Source organism: Bradyrhizobium sp. AUGA SZCCT0182 (assembly GCF_018130185.1).
GTDB lineage: Bacteria > Pseudomonadota > Alphaproteobacteria > Rhizobiales > Xanthobacteraceae > Bradyrhizobium.
The window spans coordinates 43,298-59,693 of sequence record NZ_JAFCLY010000048.1; the positions used below are offsets into that span (position 1 = coordinate 43,298).

Genomic DNA, 16,396 nt, shown 5'->3' on the forward strand with positions numbered 1-16,396 from the left:
TCCGCTGGACCTACCTGCCTGGATCGCGCGAACGATCAATCGAGCTTTCGGGCCAGACCAGCCGGCAGTTGGCAACCAGCCCGCCAACTGCCGCCCCCGTCGCCTCGCCCAGTGAATTCACTCGGACTTGGCATCCAGCACTTCCCCGAAGCCTTCCCAACTTGTACCGGTCCATCGCTGCAGTCGCATCTGTGTCCAGATCATGTTCACCGTGTCGGTGGTGTTGACCTTGACGCCAGGCAGCACAGTCGGCACCACGAAATCCCTGAGGTTCTTGGCCTGCGCGAGAATATTCTTGCGGGACAGATCATTGCCGCATTGCTTTAGAATCTGCTCAAGCAGGACGCCTTGCTGGTAGCCGGTCAGGTAGCTGCCATTGGTGATATCGACGCCCGGCAAATACTTGTCCAGAAATGCCCGGTAGGTCTGCATGCCCGGGTCATCTTTCCATGTCGGATCCAGGATATCCTTGTTGGTCGTGCCGACGATCACGCCGACCGATTTGTCGAGACCGGCGGGAGCGAGCGTGCCTCCGACAGAGCCGGATGGGAAATTGATGATGACGGTCGCCTTCCAGCCGATCACCGACGCCTGCCGGATGGCCTGAGCGGCGAACTTCGGTGTGCCGGCGATCACGAGGGCATCCGCACCGGAGCTCTTCAGATTGACCACCTGTGAATCAACCGTCGGTTCGGTGACCTCATAGGAAGCGGTCACGACCTTTCGGTCGAAATCCTTTCCGAGAAACGCCTTGAAGGCGCTGACATAGTCTTTGCCGAGATCGTCATTCTGATAGAGGATGGCATACTTGGCGTTCGGCAATGTCTTCGTCAGATATTTGGCGTAGATCTTTCCTTCGGTGTCGTAGCTGACAAGACCTGTCGTGGTCATCGGGTAACTGGCGACATCCGTAAACTTGGAGGACCCGCTGATAATTGCGACGCTGGGCACTCCTTTCGACCGCAGGTATTTTGCCGTAGCCGAGATACCGGGGGTGCCGAGTTGGCCGAACATGAACGACACTTCGTCGCTCTCAACGAGTTTGCGGACATGCTCCACGGCTTTGGGAGGGCTGTAGGCATCGTCATACGCGATGTAATTGATCTTGCGTCCGTTGATGCCGCCGCGATCGTTGACCGACTGGATGTAGGCGATAACTCCCTTGCCCACGAGGCCGATCGATGACGCCGGTCCGCTGAAGGGAAAGACGCCACCGATCTTGATCTCGGTAGCAGAGATTCCCGGCTCGTCCGCCGCGAATGCCGGGCCGCTCAAAAGCAGAGCCACAGCCGCAACGGCCTTCCAGTTCACCAACATCGCTCGTCCTCCCAAACGCGCACCTTTCCGCGGCACGTCGCCTCAGGAGATAATACAGTTCTTTTTTAGAACTCGTCAAGCACTTAGATCATAATCCCGCGGAAAGGACAACGCGTGCCCGTAGGGCAAGGTAGGGCAGAAGTGACGAGGCGCTGCTCGCCGAAGAGGTATCACTAGCATTCCATTTTAAAACTCATCCGCCGCCTTTGGAGAAAACAAAACCCGTAGGCGAGCCGCCTTTGGCCTCATGCAGTATTTCGGTGGCGTTTGCTGTCGATGATGAAGGCGTCAGCCAGTCTACCGGGGGACTACACGCGAAACGCGGTGCGGTTGCAGAGGCAGTTCTCAAGATTCTCCATCGAGGTTCTGGTAGTTTGAAGATTCGGTGATCACGCCGTCGCGGATTGAAGTATCTCCTCCGACAAGAGCGCCCTACTCGGCGGCCATTGCTGTTCGCAATTCCGGTTCCTCCGTCGAACCCTCATGGATCTCATCTGCAGTCGGCTTGATCCGAAACCACGCGGCATAAAGCGCAGGAAGAAACAGCAGGATCAGCACCGTGCCGACCGCCGTGCCGCCAATCAGCGTATAGGCCATCGATCCCCAGAAGACGGAGTGCGTGAGAGGGATGAAAGCCAGCACGGCGGCAAGTGCGGTCAGGATCACGGGCCTCGTACGTTGCACCGTGGCCTCGATGACCGCGTGATAGTCATCAAGGCCGGCAGCCCGGTTCTCCTTGATTTGTTCGGTCAGGATGAGGGTATTGCGCATCAGGATGCCCGCCAGTCCTATCAGGCCCAGAATGGCATTGAATCCGAAGGGCTGGTTAAAGGCGAGCAATATCGGTACGACGCCGACGAGGCCAAGCGGTGCCGTCAGCGTGACCATCGCCATCGTCGAGAAGGATCGCACCTGAAGCATGGTGACGATCAGCATGGCGGCGATCATGGCGGGAAAGACCGTCGCCAACGCGTCATTGGCCTTGGTTGCCTCTTCGATCGATCCGCCCAATTCGATGCGATATCCGGCCGGAAGGGATGCGATCAGCGGCTCAAGGGCCGTCTTGATCTCCTTAGAGACCTCTGGAGGCTGGGTCGCCTCGTTGATGTCCGAGCGAATCGTGACGACGGGTGTGCGATCGCGGCGCTTCATAATCGGCTCTTCGAGACCGACCAGAGCATGGCCGATCTGGTCGAGCGGAATCGGGCGGCCGTCCCGGCTCATCAGTGAGAAATCCGCCAGACGCGTTGGATCCATCCGCTCGCCGCCTGCGCTGCGTGCCACGATGGGGACATTGCGGATGTCCTCACGGACCTGCGTAACGACGATGCCAGTGAGGAGGAACTGTAGCTGCCGGCCCACCTCCGCCGACGAGAGGCCGATGAGGTTCAGTCGATCCTGATCGGGGATGAAGCGGAGCACGGGTGTGCGATTACCCCAATCGCGGTTCGCTTGCCGCACATCGGGAACGCCACGCATGACACCAAGAGCTTTTTCAGAGATGGCGTACAATTGCGCGGGGTCAGGCCCCATGACGCGAAACTCGACCGGGAACGGCGTGTAGGGTCCGAACACAAGCTGAGTGACGCGCACGCGAGCCTCAGGCGCAAGCCCATCTGACACCGCCTGTCGGAGGCGATGCTTCAAAGCCTCGCGCGCGTCCGCGTCCGGTGTAAGCACGACGATCTTGGCGAAGGCCGGATCAGGCAGCTCAGGCGCCATCGCGAAGAAGAATCGGGGAGCGCCCTGACCGACATAGCTCGTGACGATCTTAGCCTCCGACTGGTGGTCCAGCCAGTGCTCGAGCTTTTCGACTGCGGCGGTCGTCGTCTCAATGCTGGTGCCTTCCGGTAAACGAATTTCCACCAGCACCTCGGGGCGGTCGGACGTCGGGAAGAATTGCTGTTTGATGGCGCCCATGCCGACGCCGGAAAGCGCGAAAGCGATAGCGACGATGCTGCAGGTAACGAACTTGTGGCGCACGGCGAAGGTGATGATCCCTCGCAGGCGTCGATAGTTCGGTGTGCCGTAGATCGCGTGGTGACCGCCTTCGATCGGTTTGATCGCCGGAAGCATCTTGACGCCAAGATAGGGCGTGAAGACCACCGCGACGATCCAGGAGACAATGAGGGCGAACCCCACGACCCAAAAGATGTTGCCGGCGTATTCGCCGGCTGTCGAGCGCGCGAAGCCGACCGGCAGGAATCCGGCGACCGTCACGAGTGTACCGGACAGCATCGGCGCCGCAGTATGGCTCCACGCATAGGCCGCCGCCTTGATGCGGTCCATGCCCTCTTCCATTTTCACCACCATCACCTCGATGGCGATGATGGCGTCATCCACGAGAAGACCAAGCGCCAGGATCAGGGCGCCGAGCGTGATGCGGTCGAAGAACCGGCCGGTTTCCAGCATGATCAGGAACACGACGGCAAGCGTCAGAGGGACGGCAGCCGCCACGACGATGCCGACGCGCCAGCCGAGGCTGAGCAGGCAAACCAGCAGCACCACGCCGAGCGCCATCGCGAATTTCATCATGAATTCGTCAACCGCCGAGGTGATGTTGACGGCCTGGTCGCTGACTTTGGCCAGAGTCATCCCGAGTGGCAGCGTCCGCGCGATAGCTGCGGACCTCTCCTCCAGCGCCTTGCCGAGCGCGAGGCCATCCCAGCCTTCCTGCATAACCGCCGCGAGCATGATGGAGGGCTCACCCTGGTGTCGGATGAGGTAGGTGGGAGGGTCCTCGTAGCCTCGGCGGACATCGGCGATGTCGGCGAGCTTCAGCGTCCGTCCCGCAGCGACGATGGGCGTGTCGGCGATCGCCTGGACGCTGTCATAAGCGCCGTCGACCCGGATGAAAACCTGCGGCCCCTTGGTGTCGATCGAGCCTGCCGGTGTGACGGTGTTCTGCCGCTGCACGGCGGCAACGATATCCTGTGCCGATACGCCGAGGGTTGCCAATTTGGCGTAGGAAAACTCGATGAATATCTGTTGGGGACGTTCGCCGAGGATGTTGATCTTCTTGACGCCGGACACATGCAGGAGGTCCTGGCGAATGGTTTCGGCTTGCCTGGCGAGTTCCCGCATCGGCATGCCCTTCGCCTTGAGGGCATAAAGGGCGAAGCTCACGTCCGAATATTCGTCGTTGACGAAGGGGCCGAGCACACCGGACGGCAGCTTGCGCGCTTCATCCCCAAGCTTCTTGCGGGCCTGGTAGAACTCCTCCTGCACGCTAGATGGCGGTGTGCTGTCCTTCAGCGTAACCGTCATGTACGCGTAGCCTGGCCGTGTGGTCGTCTCCACCCGGTCGTACCAGGTCAGTTCCTGAAGCCGTTTCTCCAACGGTTCGGCGACCTGGTCCTGCATCTCGCGCGCCGTCGCGCCTGGCCATACCGTCGTGACCGTCAGGGTCTTGATGGTAAAGGAGGGGTCCTCCGCCCGCCCGAGCATGAGGAAGGCGTAGGCGCCTGCGGCCGCCATCAGGAGGATGAAAAACAGGGTTACGGCCCGTTCGCGAACGGCGATCGCGGAAAGATTGAAATTCAGCATTTGGCGACTCCTATGCCGCGACGTCCTGGCGTTCGCCGTCTTGCGGCAGGTGGGGCGCCGAGTGAACCGCGCTAACCTAAAGAACGCGGGCCTCTGACTGCGCTTCTGCTAACTTACGATGGGTTCGGCGGCAGCTTCTTTGAGGCCAGCTGCCGCTTGGGCAGCAAGCCCACGGGCCGCTTCCTGTGAATCCTGAAATTCCTCGAGTGCATGGACCCTACCCCACCGCAGGGTGAACACGTGGAGACCACGGTTGACGTACGACGCGTCGCCGTGGGGCAGCGTTGCGGTGCCGTCCCACTGGACAAACACGGTGGTATTCCACGGCCAGCCCTTCACCCAGATATTGTTGACCGTGAGATGGAGAGTGGGCTGGACGCGGCCGAGGCGCTCAAACCAGCGGCGCAGGGCTTCTTTGTGGTGGCGCTCACCACCAAGCGCGTGGGCGCCGGAAACGCGGTGATGGATATGCGGCGCGACTGCTTTCACCGCTTCATCCCAGCGATGGTTGTTGACGTGATCGAAGGTCTTTCGGATTTCGTTCTTGACAATGTAACCGTATAGCATTGTTGGTCTCCAACGGTGATCGCGGAAAGATTGAAGCTCATCAGTTGCCCCTGCTTTCAGACGCAGTCCTGACGCGAGCGCCCTCCTGCAGGAGATGAGCGCCGAGAGAAACAATCGGATCACCAGAACTCAATCCAGAGATCACCGCGCTTTCGCCGCTCAGCCGAACAAGTTTGACGGTCCGAAAGCGGACGGTTGATGTGGCGCTGTCCAGGACCCACACACCCGTCTTCCGGCCGTCGTCGAGCACGGCTCCCAGCGGCACCTGAACTTCCGGCTGGCTCGCCTGGCTTGCCAGTCGAATGGTCACCGTCGCGCCAAGAGGGGCTGCGGCAGCCTCACCGTCGAGCACATACCGGGCCTCATAGGTGCGGGTCTGAGCATCGGCTGCATCCGACAACTGCCGCAGATGCGCCGCATCGCGCCGCCCGTCGGCCCCATACACGCTGGCCTCGGCCACGGAGCCGATCGCTGGCCGGATTGTTTCGGGAAGCGCAACCACCGCTTCGCGGGGGCCGGCCTTCGCGATCCGAACGACTGTCTGGCCCGCGGAGACGACCTGCCCGGGCTCGCCAAGCGTTTCGACCACCGTTCCGTCCGCGTCCGCTACCAGGATCGAGTAGGTCGCCTCATTCTCGGAGACGCGCGCATCAGCTTCAGCGGTGGCCAGTTGGGCCTCGGCGGTATCCAACGCGGCCTTCGCTTGCTCGTAGCGCTGTCGGGAAGCCCATCCGTGGCTCACCAACCTGGCGTATCGCTGTTCATCCGCTTCGGTCTGAACGAAAGATGCGCGCGCTGCGGCAACGGCGTTGCGCTTCGCTGTGACCGCAAGGCGAAGATCGGTTTCGTCGATCCGCATCAGCGGCTGACCGGCTTTGACCGGCTGACCAGCATTCACAAACCGTTCCACGATCTTGCCGGCGACGCGAAAACCGAGATTGCTCTGCACCCTCGCCCCGATGATGCCCGTGAAGCCGCGTTCGGATCCGGTCACCCGCGCTGCCGTCGCCAATCTGACGATCGGGGGTTCCTGTCTCGGGTCGCTCACGGCAGAGGCTGCCTGCGTGCGGATGGAAAGCGTAACGAATCCGGCCGCCCCGAACACCGCGATCAGGATGCTCCCCAGCACGATAATGGGTCTTTTTTTCATGGCACAGCCTCACCAAATAGATTGCACTCGAACTCTATATCTGATATAGATTTCGAATGCAATCTAAAACAATTGGAGATTTATAATGCGCGTGAGTCGCATTCAGGCCGCGGAAAACCGCGAAACTGTAATCAATGTTGCAAGTCGCCTTTTTCGGGAATGCGGCTTTGATGGCATCGGCCTCAAGGATCTGATGAAGGGTGCCGGGCTCACCCAAGGCGCCTTTTACAAGCAGTTCGCGTCAAAGGAGGACTTGGCCGCGCAGGCGTCCAGGCGGGCATTGGAGAGCGCCACCCTCCGATGGTCGGCCGCGACCGCGGCGAAACCCAAGGATCCACTCGGCGCAGTGGTCGCGTTCTACCTCAGCGCCGACCATCGCGATGAAAAGATGGACGGCTGCCCGATCGTGGCGCTCGGCTCAGATGCCGCCAGACAGGGCAGCGACGTGAAAGCGTCATTCGAAACCGGGATCAAAGACCATCTCGAAATCCTCAGCCGATTGATTGCCGAAACCAACGGCGAGAAGCCCAAAAGCAAAGCGATGAACATTCTCTCGACGATGGTCGGTGCGCTGATGCTATCGCGCGTCGTCAACGACCCCGATCTGGCTCAGGCCATTCTGAAGGCGGCGGCCAAACAGGTTCGCGAAACCGCCGCCGCTTGAGAGCTAGTTGATTTTAGAATTCATGGAGGACACGAAATGCGCAAATCCGGGATCCATAATTTTCCAGCAATCGATCGTGTCGTTTATGGCAAAGCTGCGGCTGACTCTTTGAAAGATGAGGCGGCGCGACTGGATGTTAAGCGCGTCTTCCTCATCGTCAGTCGAACCTTGAACACCAAGACCGATGAGATCGAGAAGATTCGCCGTGCTCTTGGCGACAAACACGCGGCGACCTTTGATGGAATTGCGCAGCATACGACGCGCAAGCAAGCTGCCGAGGTGGCCCGTCAAGCTAATGATGCAGAAGCTGATCTAATCGTGGCCGTTGGGGGAGGTTCCGCTATCGATCTCGCTAAGATAGTCATCATGGCGATGGAACATGATATCCGCGATGAAGCGGGTTTCGATCCATTTCCTATGGGCCCGGGCGTAAACTTCTCTCCGTTCCTTCCGCCCACAGTCCGACAGATCGCGGTACCATCGACTCTAAATGGTGGCGAATACAATGCAGCAGCGCTCGTTACGGATGAGCGCCATAAGTTAAAGCAAATCTTCTTCCATCCCCAAATGATGCCGCTGGCGATTATCCTCGACCCTGCCCTCACCCTTCAAACGCCGTCAAACCTTTGGATGGGATCGGGAACACGCTCGATGGATCACGGTATCGAAGCGTTATGCTCACCCGCCGGCACCCCGTTGGCTGACGAAGTCGTATTGGCGGGCATCCGCATTCTGCGCGAGGGAATGCTCCGGACCTTGCAGCAACCTGATGACCTGGAGGCGCGTCGACTATCTCAATACGGCTCATGGCTCGCGTCTTATGGCCTCCAGGCACGCGTCCCGATGGGAGCAAGCCACGGCATTGGCCACGTGCTTGGAGGCACCTTTGACGTTCCCCACTACTATTGCACACCTGTCATCATGCCGAGCCTTCTGCGCTACAACAAACCGTTTACCGAGGATGCGCAGAAGCGGTTGGCGACAGCACTTGGCGCCTCGGGAATCGAAGCCGCAGACGCCTTTGAAGCATTCACAAGAGCGCTTGGACTACCTGGCCGCCTCGCTGACGTCGGCATCGGTGAAGACAAATTCGATCAGATCAGCAAGATTGCAATCAATCATCGCTTCGTACAGGCCAATCCGCGGCCTTTCAGAAACGAAGCCGAGATCATCGATCTGCTGCGAATGGCCGCTTAGCTGCCATCAGCGACGATGGACCAAGATCGGAAGGTAATCTCATTATGCGTCGTGTCGTCGTTACAGGGTTGGGACTGGTATCACCGCTGGGTTGCGGCAGCGAGTTGGCATGGTCCCGCCTGCTCGCGGCCCGTTCAGGGCTGGCCGCCCTTCCCGAATGGGCGGCTGTCCTGCCCGCGCGGGTCGCTGGAATCGTGTCTACAAAGGCCGACGATCCGGATGGCGGCTTCGATCCGGATCTGGTCGTTCCTCCCAAGGATCAGCGGCGGATGGATCGCTTCATCCTGTTCGCACTGGTCGCCACAGCCGAGGCCGTCGCACAAGCGGCATGGACTCCTTCCGACGCACACTCGCTCGAGCGCACGGCGACCGTGATCGCATCCGGCATCGGAGGCTTTCCGGCAATCGTCGAGGCAGTTCGCACGACCGATCAGCGCGGGATCAGGCGCCTCTCACCCTTCACGGTGCCCTCCTTTCTCGCAAATCTCGCGGCCGGTCATATTTCCATCCGCTACGGCTTCAAGGGTCCCATCGGTACGCCCGTTACCGCTTGCGCCGCGAGCGTGCAGGCGATCGGCGATGCCGCACGCCTCATTCGAACCGACGAAGCGGATGTCGCGATTTGCGGTGGCTCGGAAGCCTGCATCGATCTCGTAAGCCTCGGTGGCTTCGCCGCCGCCCGCGCCCTTTCGACCGGCTTCAACGAAACCCCAGCGTGTGCGTCCCGGCCCTTCGACCGCGACCGCGACGGCTTCGTCATGGGTGAAGGTGCCGGTATCCTCGTCATCGAAGAGCTCGAACATGCACTCCGCCGCGGAGCCCAACCCATCGCCGAAATCGTCGGCTATGGCACGACTGCGGATGCCTACCACATCACGTCAGGGCCCGAGGACGGCGACGGCGCGCGACGTGCGATGGCAGGCGCATTGCGGCAGGCCGGCCTCGAGCCCGGTGATATCCAGCATCTCAACGCCCATTCCACTTCGACGCCGGTTGGCGACGCTTCCGAACTTGAAGCGATCAAAGCCGTGTTCGGCCGCGACGGTAAAATTGCCGTGAGCGCCACCAAATCGGCGACCGGTCATCTGCTCGGCGCAGCCGGGGGAGCGGAAGCGATCTTTACGATCCTCGCATTACGCGACCATATCGCACCGCCCACCCTCAATCTCGAAAATAGCGACGCGGCAGCCGAAGGCGTCGACCTCGTCTCTCGCGAGCCGAGACGCATGGCGATGGAGCATGCAATTTCGAATGGTTTCGGCTTCGGAGGTGTCAATGCCAGCGTCATCTTTCGCCGTTGGCAATGAAAATGAATCGATAGCTCGGACGCCGAATAACACGTCCAGGCTGGTTGTCGTACAAAATCGGCCCGTGGTGGCGGGGGAAGCACTCGAGTTCCAGCGGCGCGCTCCCAAATGGTGACCACTCTGATCGAGCGGATGTCCGATTTCCTCGCGCCAATCAGCGAGCGACGACGAACAACTTTGCCGTCAGGCGCGATAACGCGCGGCGGGCCTGGAGTTGCCGAAGCCTGCCGCCAAAACGCCGCGCGCCTTCTCAAAGGCGTCCCACGCCGCCACATCGGGCACCGGCGGAATTGTCACCAATTCCTTGCGATCGAAGCCGACCAGGGCCGCATCCACGAGATCTTCAACCTCCATGACATTGGGCACCTTGCTGGTGTCGCCACCAGCTCGTTCGTAGATCTCGGTGCGCGTGGCCGCAGGCAGCACGGCCTGCACATAGACGCCCTTCGACGCGACTTCGGCAGCAAGGCCTTGCGACAGCGTCATCAGGTAGGACTTGGTGGCGGAGTAGATGCCCCGGGAATATTCGGGGAGCAGAGCCAGCACCGACGCGATGTTGATGATCGCGCCGTTGCCGCGTTCAACCATGCGGCCGACGACGGCGGACGCGAGCAACGTCGGCGCGACCACGTTCAGCCGCACCAGCTCGTCCATCCTGACTGGATCGGCCGTCGCGAAATCACCGATCAGCGCCGCGCCTGCATTGTTGACGAGGATGTCGATGGGCGGGTCGGAGCGGAGGCGCTGGAGAACCGGTTCGAGTTGGGAGCCGTCGATCAGATCGGCCGTGATGACTTCGACTGCAATGCCATGCGCATTGCGCAGTTCGGTGGCGAGGGCGTTGAGCCTGTCAGTTGCGCGAGCGACGAGCACGAGATCGTGGCCGCGTGCGGCCAGGCGGCGTGCGTAAACTGCGCCGATGCCGCTCGAGGCGCCGGTAACGAGTGCGATGGTCATGGATGTTGTCCTGAATGAATTTCGAGCATCGGGATGCCCTGCCGGGTATCGGTGGTGACAAATCGTCGGAGCGGCACGGTCAGCTGCGCGCCTTCAGATGAAGCATCGGGTGATGCTCATAGTGACCGGCGCCGTTTTTCACGATGGGGTCTTCCGAGGTAATCGCCTTGATCTCTTGGTCATCGGCGATCTGATAGAGCGACACGCCATAACCGCCACTCGGGTCCATGACTGGGCCGTGCGCGACGATCTGCCCCTTTTCGAGCTGCTCATCCAGGAACGCGCCGTGCTGCTTCATCCATGCTTTCTCATCGGCGGTCATGGTCGCGAGAAAATCGGCGCGCGGCGGATGTACTTGCACAAGTAGTACTTCATGGGTCGCTCCTCGGTGAAAGAGACATTTCAGCTCGCTTGGAGATCTCTCGATTTCAGGGATCAATCAGCCACGCCCATCTGCTTGCGAAAACTCTTCTCGAAGGTCTTTTCGGGAACAAAGCGCCGCATCAGGCGGAGACGGCCCGCCACCTTTCCGGGCGTGTACCGAATGCTCGGCTCCTTTTCGGTGGCAGCCTGCACCACCTTGTCCGCCACGGCTTCCACGGGATCGCCGGCCGCGATGCCGTTGCGCCAGGTCGCGTTCATGGCCGCGCGTCCCTTGTCGTAGACGCTCAGAATCCGATCGGGCTTATCGCCATTCTCTTCCAGCGCGGTGCGGGTGAAGACTGGCTCGACCAGCGAGACACGAATGCCGAATGTTCGCAGTTCGTGATCGAGCGATTCGGAATAGCCTTCGACGGCGTGCTTGGTGGCGTTGTAGAGCGCTGTATATGGTCCGGGCAGGAAGCCGGCCACCGAACTGATGTTGATGATCCGGCCCTGGCCCTGCTTGCGCATGATGGGCAGCACTTCAGCGGTGGTGCGAAGGATGCCGAAGACGTTGATGTCGAACAGGCTCTGGGCTTGATCGAGAGATGATTCCTCGGCGGCGCCGATCAAGCTGCGGCCGGCATTGTTCACAAGCACGTCGATCCGGCCTGCAAGCCCAACGACGTCCTTAATCAGTTGCTTGACGGACTCATCATCAGTGACATCGCAGCGGAGCATATGAATGCCCTGTCGCACCTCGTCGGGCGCGGCCTGACGGCTGGTACCGAACACCCGATATCCCGCACGGATCAGGGCAAGTCCGGCCGCAAGCCCGATGCCCCCGGAAGCGCCCGTGATCAGGGCGACCTTTTCTTCGGCTGTGCGCGATTGTGCCTGTGCCATCTCGAATTCCCTTGTCAGCGCCACTAATGATTATGTTCGTAATCATCATCCAGTTATGATTATGTATATAATCATTGTCAAGGGCCTTTTGGACGACGATCCGGGCCGTTGAAAGAGGTAACGCCGGCGTTGTGTGTCGGCCGCCGCCATCGGAAGGAACGGGCTTGTGAAGGTCAGCAAGGAAACGGTCGAACAGAATCGCGAGCGGGTGATCGCGACCGCCGCAAGGCTGTTCCGGGAACGTGGGATCGACGGTATCGGGCTTGTCGACTTGATGAAGGCTGCCGGGCTCACTCCCGGAGGCTTCTACCGGCAGTTCAAGTCAAAGGACGACCTAATCGTTCAGGCGGTCAAGCGGGCATACGAGGATATGAGCGAGGATATCGCGGGCCGTATTGCAACGAGCCATGATCCGCTGGAGACCCTCGTGCGTCATTACGTGTCGGACTACCACCGCGATGATCCGGGGCAAGGGTGCGGCCTTGCAGCAATGGCTGCCGACGCGGCACGTCACGACGATCCGGCGCTGCGGGAGTGCTTCGGCAGCATCGTCAGCAACTATATCGGGCTTCTCACCAAGCTCGTGCCAGGAAGAAGTGCAAAAGCGAAGCGGAGCGCGGCGATAGCGGCGCTCGCCGAGATGATCGGTTCGGTTGTCCTCTCCCGCGTGGTGCCGGATCCCGCACTATCCGGTGAGATCATCGAAACGGTCTCGAATGATCTGGTGAAACGCCATGCGAAATCTGCTCGAACTGTTTGATGAGCCGATCGGCGCCGCCTCCGACCCGCCGACGCACCTTCTCGGGCCATCCGTTGAAATTGCGCTCGCTTGGATATCCACCGCCCCCTTTGAAATCACTTCCCCTCTACGCTTGGCCCTGGGAACCGTTGCGAAGCAACTAATTAGACTAGGAGATTAGGCCCGGCCTCGTTGCGAGCGGCCCGCTTTGCGCCAATAGCCGCCCTTCGAATTTTCGAGATCCAACTTCCGCTTTACACCCGAAAGCAGAACAACTCAGAAATTGGGGCATGTCCGAAAAGTGCCAGGAACGGAAGTCGCGACCTCATTCGATCACCTCATCGGCACGAGTCAGGCGCGCGCTTCAGAGATTTGAAATCTGCAACAGCTTGCGGTCGCCGATCCAGGTTCTGGCAAGGTCTGCCTCGGCCTTGCGGGCTGCGGAGCCATCACCGCGTGACTTGTGCAGTTCCGCCAGCCCGTAATACGACCAGCCATTGGCGGGCGCCCGGCTGAGCGCGCGCTGGAATTGCCGCTCCGCCGCGGCGTAACGGCCGGCCTGCAGCAGGGCGGCGGCAAGCGACTGCCGGATCGGATAATACCAATAGGGCGGCTCGGTGTAGGCCAACGCGTCCTGCAATGCCGCCGCCCGTTCGAACCGGATGATGGCGGTGCGATAGTCGCCCCTGGCCTGGGCTACGCGTGCGAGGATCACCGTGCGCGCGATGCGGAGCACCTCCTGCGCCGGGACGCCTGAATCCTTCAGCAGCTTGAAGTCCGCGGTGCGCTCGATCGTCTCGATGGCGCTCGCTGCGGCAGTAGCGCCCGCGAAGTCACGGTTCGCCACCAGCGCGACGCCGCGCACGTAGAGCCACATCGCCTTGACATAGGGAATCGCATCGCCGGGATCCGGCAGCGCCAAAATGGTCTCGGGCGTGCTGAACTGCGCGTGCGCGAAGTATGGCGCCGCCTTGACCGGCTGCACCATCGCAATGCCCTTGGCTGCCTCGCTCGGAATGAGCTGGCCGAGCTTCTCCGCAGCCGCGATCACGGTCGGGCCGTCGCCGGCCATCTGCGCCGACGCCATCACGAAGTGCACGTTGTGCGGATAATAGCCGAGCCTGTAGACGCCCATCGGCGCGTTGGTCTCGGTCAGGTAGTTTTCATCGACCTTGACCGCGGTCTTGTTGTCTTCCAGCGCGTCGAGATAGCGGCCGACCCGATAATAGATGTGGCTCGGCATGTGCACGAGATGGCCTGCGCCGGGAATCGCGCCGCGCAACTTGTCGGCATAGGGCTCGGCGCGCTTGGGGCGGTCCGACGCCTCGACGGCATGAATATAAAGGTGAATAGCGCCGGCATGATTGGGATTACGCGCCAGCACGCGCTCCAGCGTCGGCACGATCGGCACGCTTTGTGGCTTGGCGTCGCGGCCGCCCGGCTTCCAATAGTCCCAGGGGCTGAGATCCATCACCGCCTCGGCATAGAGCGTGGCAATCTCGTCGTCTTCGGCAAACTGTTTTGCGGCCTTCGCCATTTCCGCCGCGTAGGCCGCGTCGAGTGGTGCGCGAGCGGCCTTGGGATCGCTATCGTAGCGCACTGCGATGGCGCCGATCAGCGCCTGCTCACGCGGGCTCGTTTTCCCGGCCAGCGCCTTCGCCTTCTGCGCGGCGGCATAGGCTGGCGCGACCGCGTCTTCCGGCATCGGGAGATTGATGTTGGGACCGAGCACCAGCGCCTCCCCCCAGAAACACATGGCGCAGTCAGGGTCGAGTTTTTGCGCCATGCGAAACGCGCGTCGCGCCTCATCGTGATTGAAGGCGAAGGCGAGACGCAGGCCCTGATCGAAATAGGCCTGTGCGCGCTCGTTCGCGGTCGTGATCTTCCAGGTGATGGAGCCGATGCCGGTCCACAGCGGCGGCTCGGTGTCCGCGAATGCCGGCGCGGGACTGGCTGCGCTCATCTCGGCGCGCGGCACTTCCGTCTGCACCAGGCGAAACATCATGTTCGGCCGGGCGGTTGCCGTCGGCGTGCCGCAGATCGGAATATCGGCGTCGGCGACCGGCAACGATACATCCACGGCGGTTGCGCGTGCGTCTGCGAGAATAAAACCGCTCCCGGCCAGCAGCGCCGCCAGTGCCGTGCCGCCGAGTGCGGCAAGACTTGCGGAAACCAGCAGGCTTCGCGATCGCGTAAATGTGGCCATGATGGGCTCCAAAATCGGACGGAGAAATCTGCCGGATCCGGGACTTCAACGGGTCGCCGGAACCGGATCCAAAGAGACCCCTGAACGAATTTTCAGACGTTTCCGTCCTTTCCGCAAGTCAACTGCAATGTCTGTGGCTGCGACACGTTAGCGTCGGCGGAAGGCTCGCCGCGTTGGGTCAGAGGTGCTGCTCTTGTCCGTTCCGGGTCACTCGCGTCGATCTGGCCGGACCACGGCGACTTCCGGTCTACCCGGCACCCCAGGAGCAGACATTCCTCCGACCGGCCGCTTTGCGCCACAAGCGGCCGATCAGAAACGGCCGCTTGGGCGAGATCAAAGGTCAAGACGGTTTTGACGTTCGTCCCCGTTGGAAGTTCGCCTGAAGAGACGGCCACCTTTATGACGCAGGAAAGCGACAACTGACGCCAGGTCATCTCGGCGTCAGGGATGAAGTCGGAGTAATTTTGGTCCAGTCGGTCGAGCCGCAGAGATCGGGGGCAACGCGTGTGGCTCCGCGTTATTTGGCGCTGATCGAAAAACGAGGAAACCTGCCCGTTGCCTGGAGATACGTAAGGTGAAGCGCTTCAAAAGCTCGCAACTCGGGCGAGCTGTCTCCGAAACGTGAGAGCGAGGCAGTTTGGGGTCTCGACGGTCGAATTTTCTACATCGCGGTGCGGACATTCATACATGGGACACTAATGCCAGCGGACCGCGATCTTGTCGTTGCCGATTACGTCAGGCGCTTCATCCACGGCGAACTGAGCAACCTAGAGCCCACGTGATCTACAAAGCGCGCGTTGGTTTCATGGCCAAGTTGACGACGCCGCGGGGCAGGACGGAGATGTTCTCGGCGCTAGTCCCTCAGCTCAGAACGCTGGATACAGGGAGTTCCCCGATCAACGGGTTCATTTGAACCTCAGTCGCCGATTGGACTTGGCCCCGGGAATCACCGAAAGTGACTGTCCGCTCACGACAATGAGCCCCGTACGGAATGGCTCGGCCCAGCAAAAAGATGCCTGCAAAGCTTGCTCGTCACGCACGATGGCTGGCTGCCAATGTAAGGCAGCTTAGGCAAGATGCCGGTTTATCCCAGCAAGACCTCGCCGAGGCGGCCGAAATCAGACAAGCGTTGATCAGCGAGATAGAACGAGGCGAAGCAAATCCTACCCTCGAGTCGCTCGTGAAATTGGCTGAAGCGCTGAAAGTGGACCTAGCCAGGCTGTTCGATAGTGGCCGGTAATCCGGCCTAATCTTTAGCCGGCCGCCCCCCGCTACCGATCGCGCCGCCCTTGAGCGAGTGGTCACGCATTCGGTTGTCGGCCCAACTCCCACTATCGCTGGTTCTACCTCACGACGTGGGCACCTCTACTCAGAGGCCTCGTTGCCGATGCAGGGTCGCCCCTAGAAAGATCCTTGACATCTTACGGTCTATACGTTATAACGTATTGAACTGCTCGACGCACCCTAACGTCACACG

The 16,396-nt window shown here is 60.9% G+C and carries 13 protein-coding genes; 5 read left to right on the top strand and 8 right to left on the bottom strand.

The genetic code is table 11. The annotated features are described in order from the left end of the window. Nucleotides 1-117: 117 nt before the first annotated feature. The 4 genes from JQ611_RS34415 to JQ611_RS34430 all read right to left on the bottom strand — a co-directional run bounded on the left by JQ611_RS34415 (nt 118) and on the right by JQ611_RS34430 (nt 6,580). Nucleotides 118-1,317 carry an ABC transporter substrate-binding protein gene (locus tag JQ611_RS34415; RefSeq protein ID WP_212263156.1) on the bottom strand — a complete coding sequence of 400 codons (1,200 nt, stop codon included), beginning with the start codon at nt 1,315-1,317 and terminating at the stop codon, nt 118-120. Between the two features lie 432 nt (nt 1,318-1,749). Beyond that, a complete protein-coding gene (locus JQ611_RS34420) occupies nt 1,750-4,860 on the bottom strand; it encodes an efflux RND transporter permease subunit (RefSeq protein ID WP_212467975.1) in 3,111 nt (1,036 codons plus the stop codon). A 111-nt stretch (nt 4,861-4,971) separates the two neighbouring features. After that, nucleotides 4,972-5,430 carry a nuclear transport factor 2 family protein gene (locus tag JQ611_RS34425; protein WP_212263157.1) on the bottom strand — a complete coding sequence of 153 codons (459 nt, stop codon included), beginning with the start codon at nt 5,428-5,430 and terminating at the stop codon, nt 4,972-4,974. 40 nt (nt 5,431-5,470) lie between these two features. Then, entirely contained in the window at nt 5,471-6,580 is a 1,110-nt protein-coding gene (locus JQ611_RS34430) for an efflux RND transporter periplasmic adaptor subunit (protein ID WP_212263158.1), read from the bottom strand. Nucleotides 6,581-6,665: 85 nt separating this feature from the next. Here JQ611_RS34430 and JQ611_RS34435 point away from each other — a divergent pair, with 85 nt between their 5' ends. The 3 genes from JQ611_RS34435 to fabF are packed head-to-tail and all read left to right on the top strand — an operon-like array spanning nt 6,666 to nt 9,748. Then, nucleotides 6,666-7,244 carry a TetR/AcrR family transcriptional regulator gene (locus tag JQ611_RS34435; protein WP_212263159.1) on the top strand — a complete coding sequence of 193 codons (579 nt, stop codon included), beginning with the start codon at nt 6,666-6,668 and terminating at the stop codon, nt 7,242-7,244. Nucleotides 7,245-7,280: 36 nt separating this feature from the next. Beyond that, nucleotides 7,281-8,441 (top strand): iron-containing alcohol dehydrogenase, encoded by a 1,161-nt coding sequence (locus tag JQ611_RS34440; RefSeq protein WP_212263160.1) that lies wholly within the window; start codon nt 7,281-7,283, stop codon nt 8,439-8,441. Between the two features lie 44 nt (nt 8,442-8,485). After that, nucleotides 8,486-9,748: a beta-ketoacyl-ACP synthase II gene (fabF, locus tag JQ611_RS34445; protein WP_212263161.1), complete on the top strand. Its 1,263-nt coding sequence runs from the start codon at nt 8,486-8,488 to the stop codon at nt 9,746-9,748. A gap of 183 nt (nt 9,749-9,931) precedes the next feature. Here the strand turns inward: fabF and JQ611_RS34450 are convergent, their stop codons facing one another. The 3 genes from JQ611_RS34450 to JQ611_RS34460 all read right to left on the bottom strand — a co-directional run bounded on the left by JQ611_RS34450 (nt 9,932) and on the right by JQ611_RS34460 (nt 11,974). Further along, nucleotides 9,932-10,705 (bottom strand): SDR family oxidoreductase, encoded by a 774-nt coding sequence (locus JQ611_RS34450; protein WP_212263162.1) that lies wholly within the window; start codon nt 10,703-10,705, stop codon nt 9,932-9,934. A gap of 79 nt (nt 10,706-10,784) precedes the next feature. Next, nucleotides 10,785-11,066, bottom strand: a complete 282-nt coding sequence (locus tag JQ611_RS34455) for a YciI family protein (protein WP_312012327.1) — start codon at nt 11,064-11,066, stop codon at nt 10,785-10,787. A 74-nt stretch (nt 11,067-11,140) separates the two neighbouring features. After that, complete coding sequence (locus JQ611_RS34460) at nt 11,141-11,974, bottom strand: oxidoreductase (RefSeq protein ID WP_212467966.1); 834 nt, start codon at nt 11,972-11,974, stop codon at nt 11,141-11,143. Between the two features lie 166 nt (nt 11,975-12,140). On the opposite strand from JQ611_RS34460, the gene JQ611_RS34465 reads away from it, so the two are divergent. Next, nucleotides 12,141-12,734, top strand: coding sequence for a TetR/AcrR family transcriptional regulator (locus tag JQ611_RS34465; protein WP_212263165.1), 594 nt, complete (start codon nt 12,141-12,143; stop codon nt 12,732-12,734). A gap of 343 nt (nt 12,735-13,077) precedes the next feature. On the opposite strand, the gene JQ611_RS34470 is transcribed toward JQ611_RS34465, so the two are convergent. Next, nucleotides 13,078-14,919 carry a M48 family metallopeptidase gene (locus JQ611_RS34470; RefSeq protein ID WP_212467967.1) on the bottom strand — a complete coding sequence of 614 codons (1,842 nt, stop codon included), beginning with the start codon at nt 14,917-14,919 and terminating at the stop codon, nt 13,078-13,080. A gap of 1,012 nt (nt 14,920-15,931) precedes the next feature. Here JQ611_RS34470 and JQ611_RS34475 point away from each other — a divergent pair. Continuing rightward, the gene (locus JQ611_RS34475; RefSeq protein ID WP_211997803.1) at nt 15,932-16,159 is read left to right on the top strand and encodes a helix-turn-helix domain-containing protein; all 228 of its coding nucleotides are present in this window, start codon (nt 15,932-15,934) and stop codon (nt 16,157-16,159) included. Nucleotides 16,160-16,396 lie beyond the last annotated feature (237 nt).

What these genes read in the sequence shown, in the direction of transcription:
- fabF (WP_212263161.1), top strand. Translation starts at nt 8,486, where the DNA reads ATGCGTCGTGTCGTCGTTACAGGGTTGGGACTGGTATCACCGCTGGGT.
- JQ611_RS34450 (WP_212263162.1), bottom strand. Translation starts at nt 10,705, where the DNA reads ATGACCATCGCACTCGTTACCGGCGCCTCGAGCGGCATCGGCGCAGTT.
- JQ611_RS34440 (WP_212263160.1), top strand. Translation starts at nt 7,281, where the DNA reads ATGCGCAAATCCGGGATCCATAATTTTCCAGCAATCGATCGTGTCGTT.
- JQ611_RS34470 (WP_212467967.1), bottom strand. Translation starts at nt 14,919, where the DNA reads ATGGCCACATTTACGCGATCGCGAAGCCTGCTGGTTTCCGCAAGTCTT.
- JQ611_RS34430 (WP_212263158.1), bottom strand. Translation starts at nt 6,580, where the DNA reads ATGAAAAAAAGACCCATTATCGTGCTGGGGAGCATCCTGATCGCGGTG.
- JQ611_RS34425 (WP_212263157.1), bottom strand. Translation starts at nt 5,430, where the DNA reads ATGCTATACGGTTACATTGTCAAGAACGAAATCCGAAAGACCTTCGAT.
- JQ611_RS34415 (WP_212263156.1), bottom strand. Translation starts at nt 1,317, where the DNA reads ATGTTGGTGAACTGGAAGGCCGTTGCGGCTGTGGCTCTGCTTTTGAGC.
- JQ611_RS34435 (WP_212263159.1), top strand. Translation starts at nt 6,666, where the DNA reads ATGCGCGTGAGTCGCATTCAGGCCGCGGAAAACCGCGAAACTGTAATC.
- JQ611_RS34460 (WP_212467966.1), bottom strand. Translation starts at nt 11,974, where the DNA reads ATGGCACAGGCACAATCGCGCACAGCCGAAGAAAAGGTCGCCCTGATC.
- JQ611_RS34475 (WP_211997803.1), top strand. Translation starts at nt 15,932, where the DNA reads ATGCCTGCAAAGCTTGCTCGTCACGCACGATGGCTGGCTGCCAATGTA.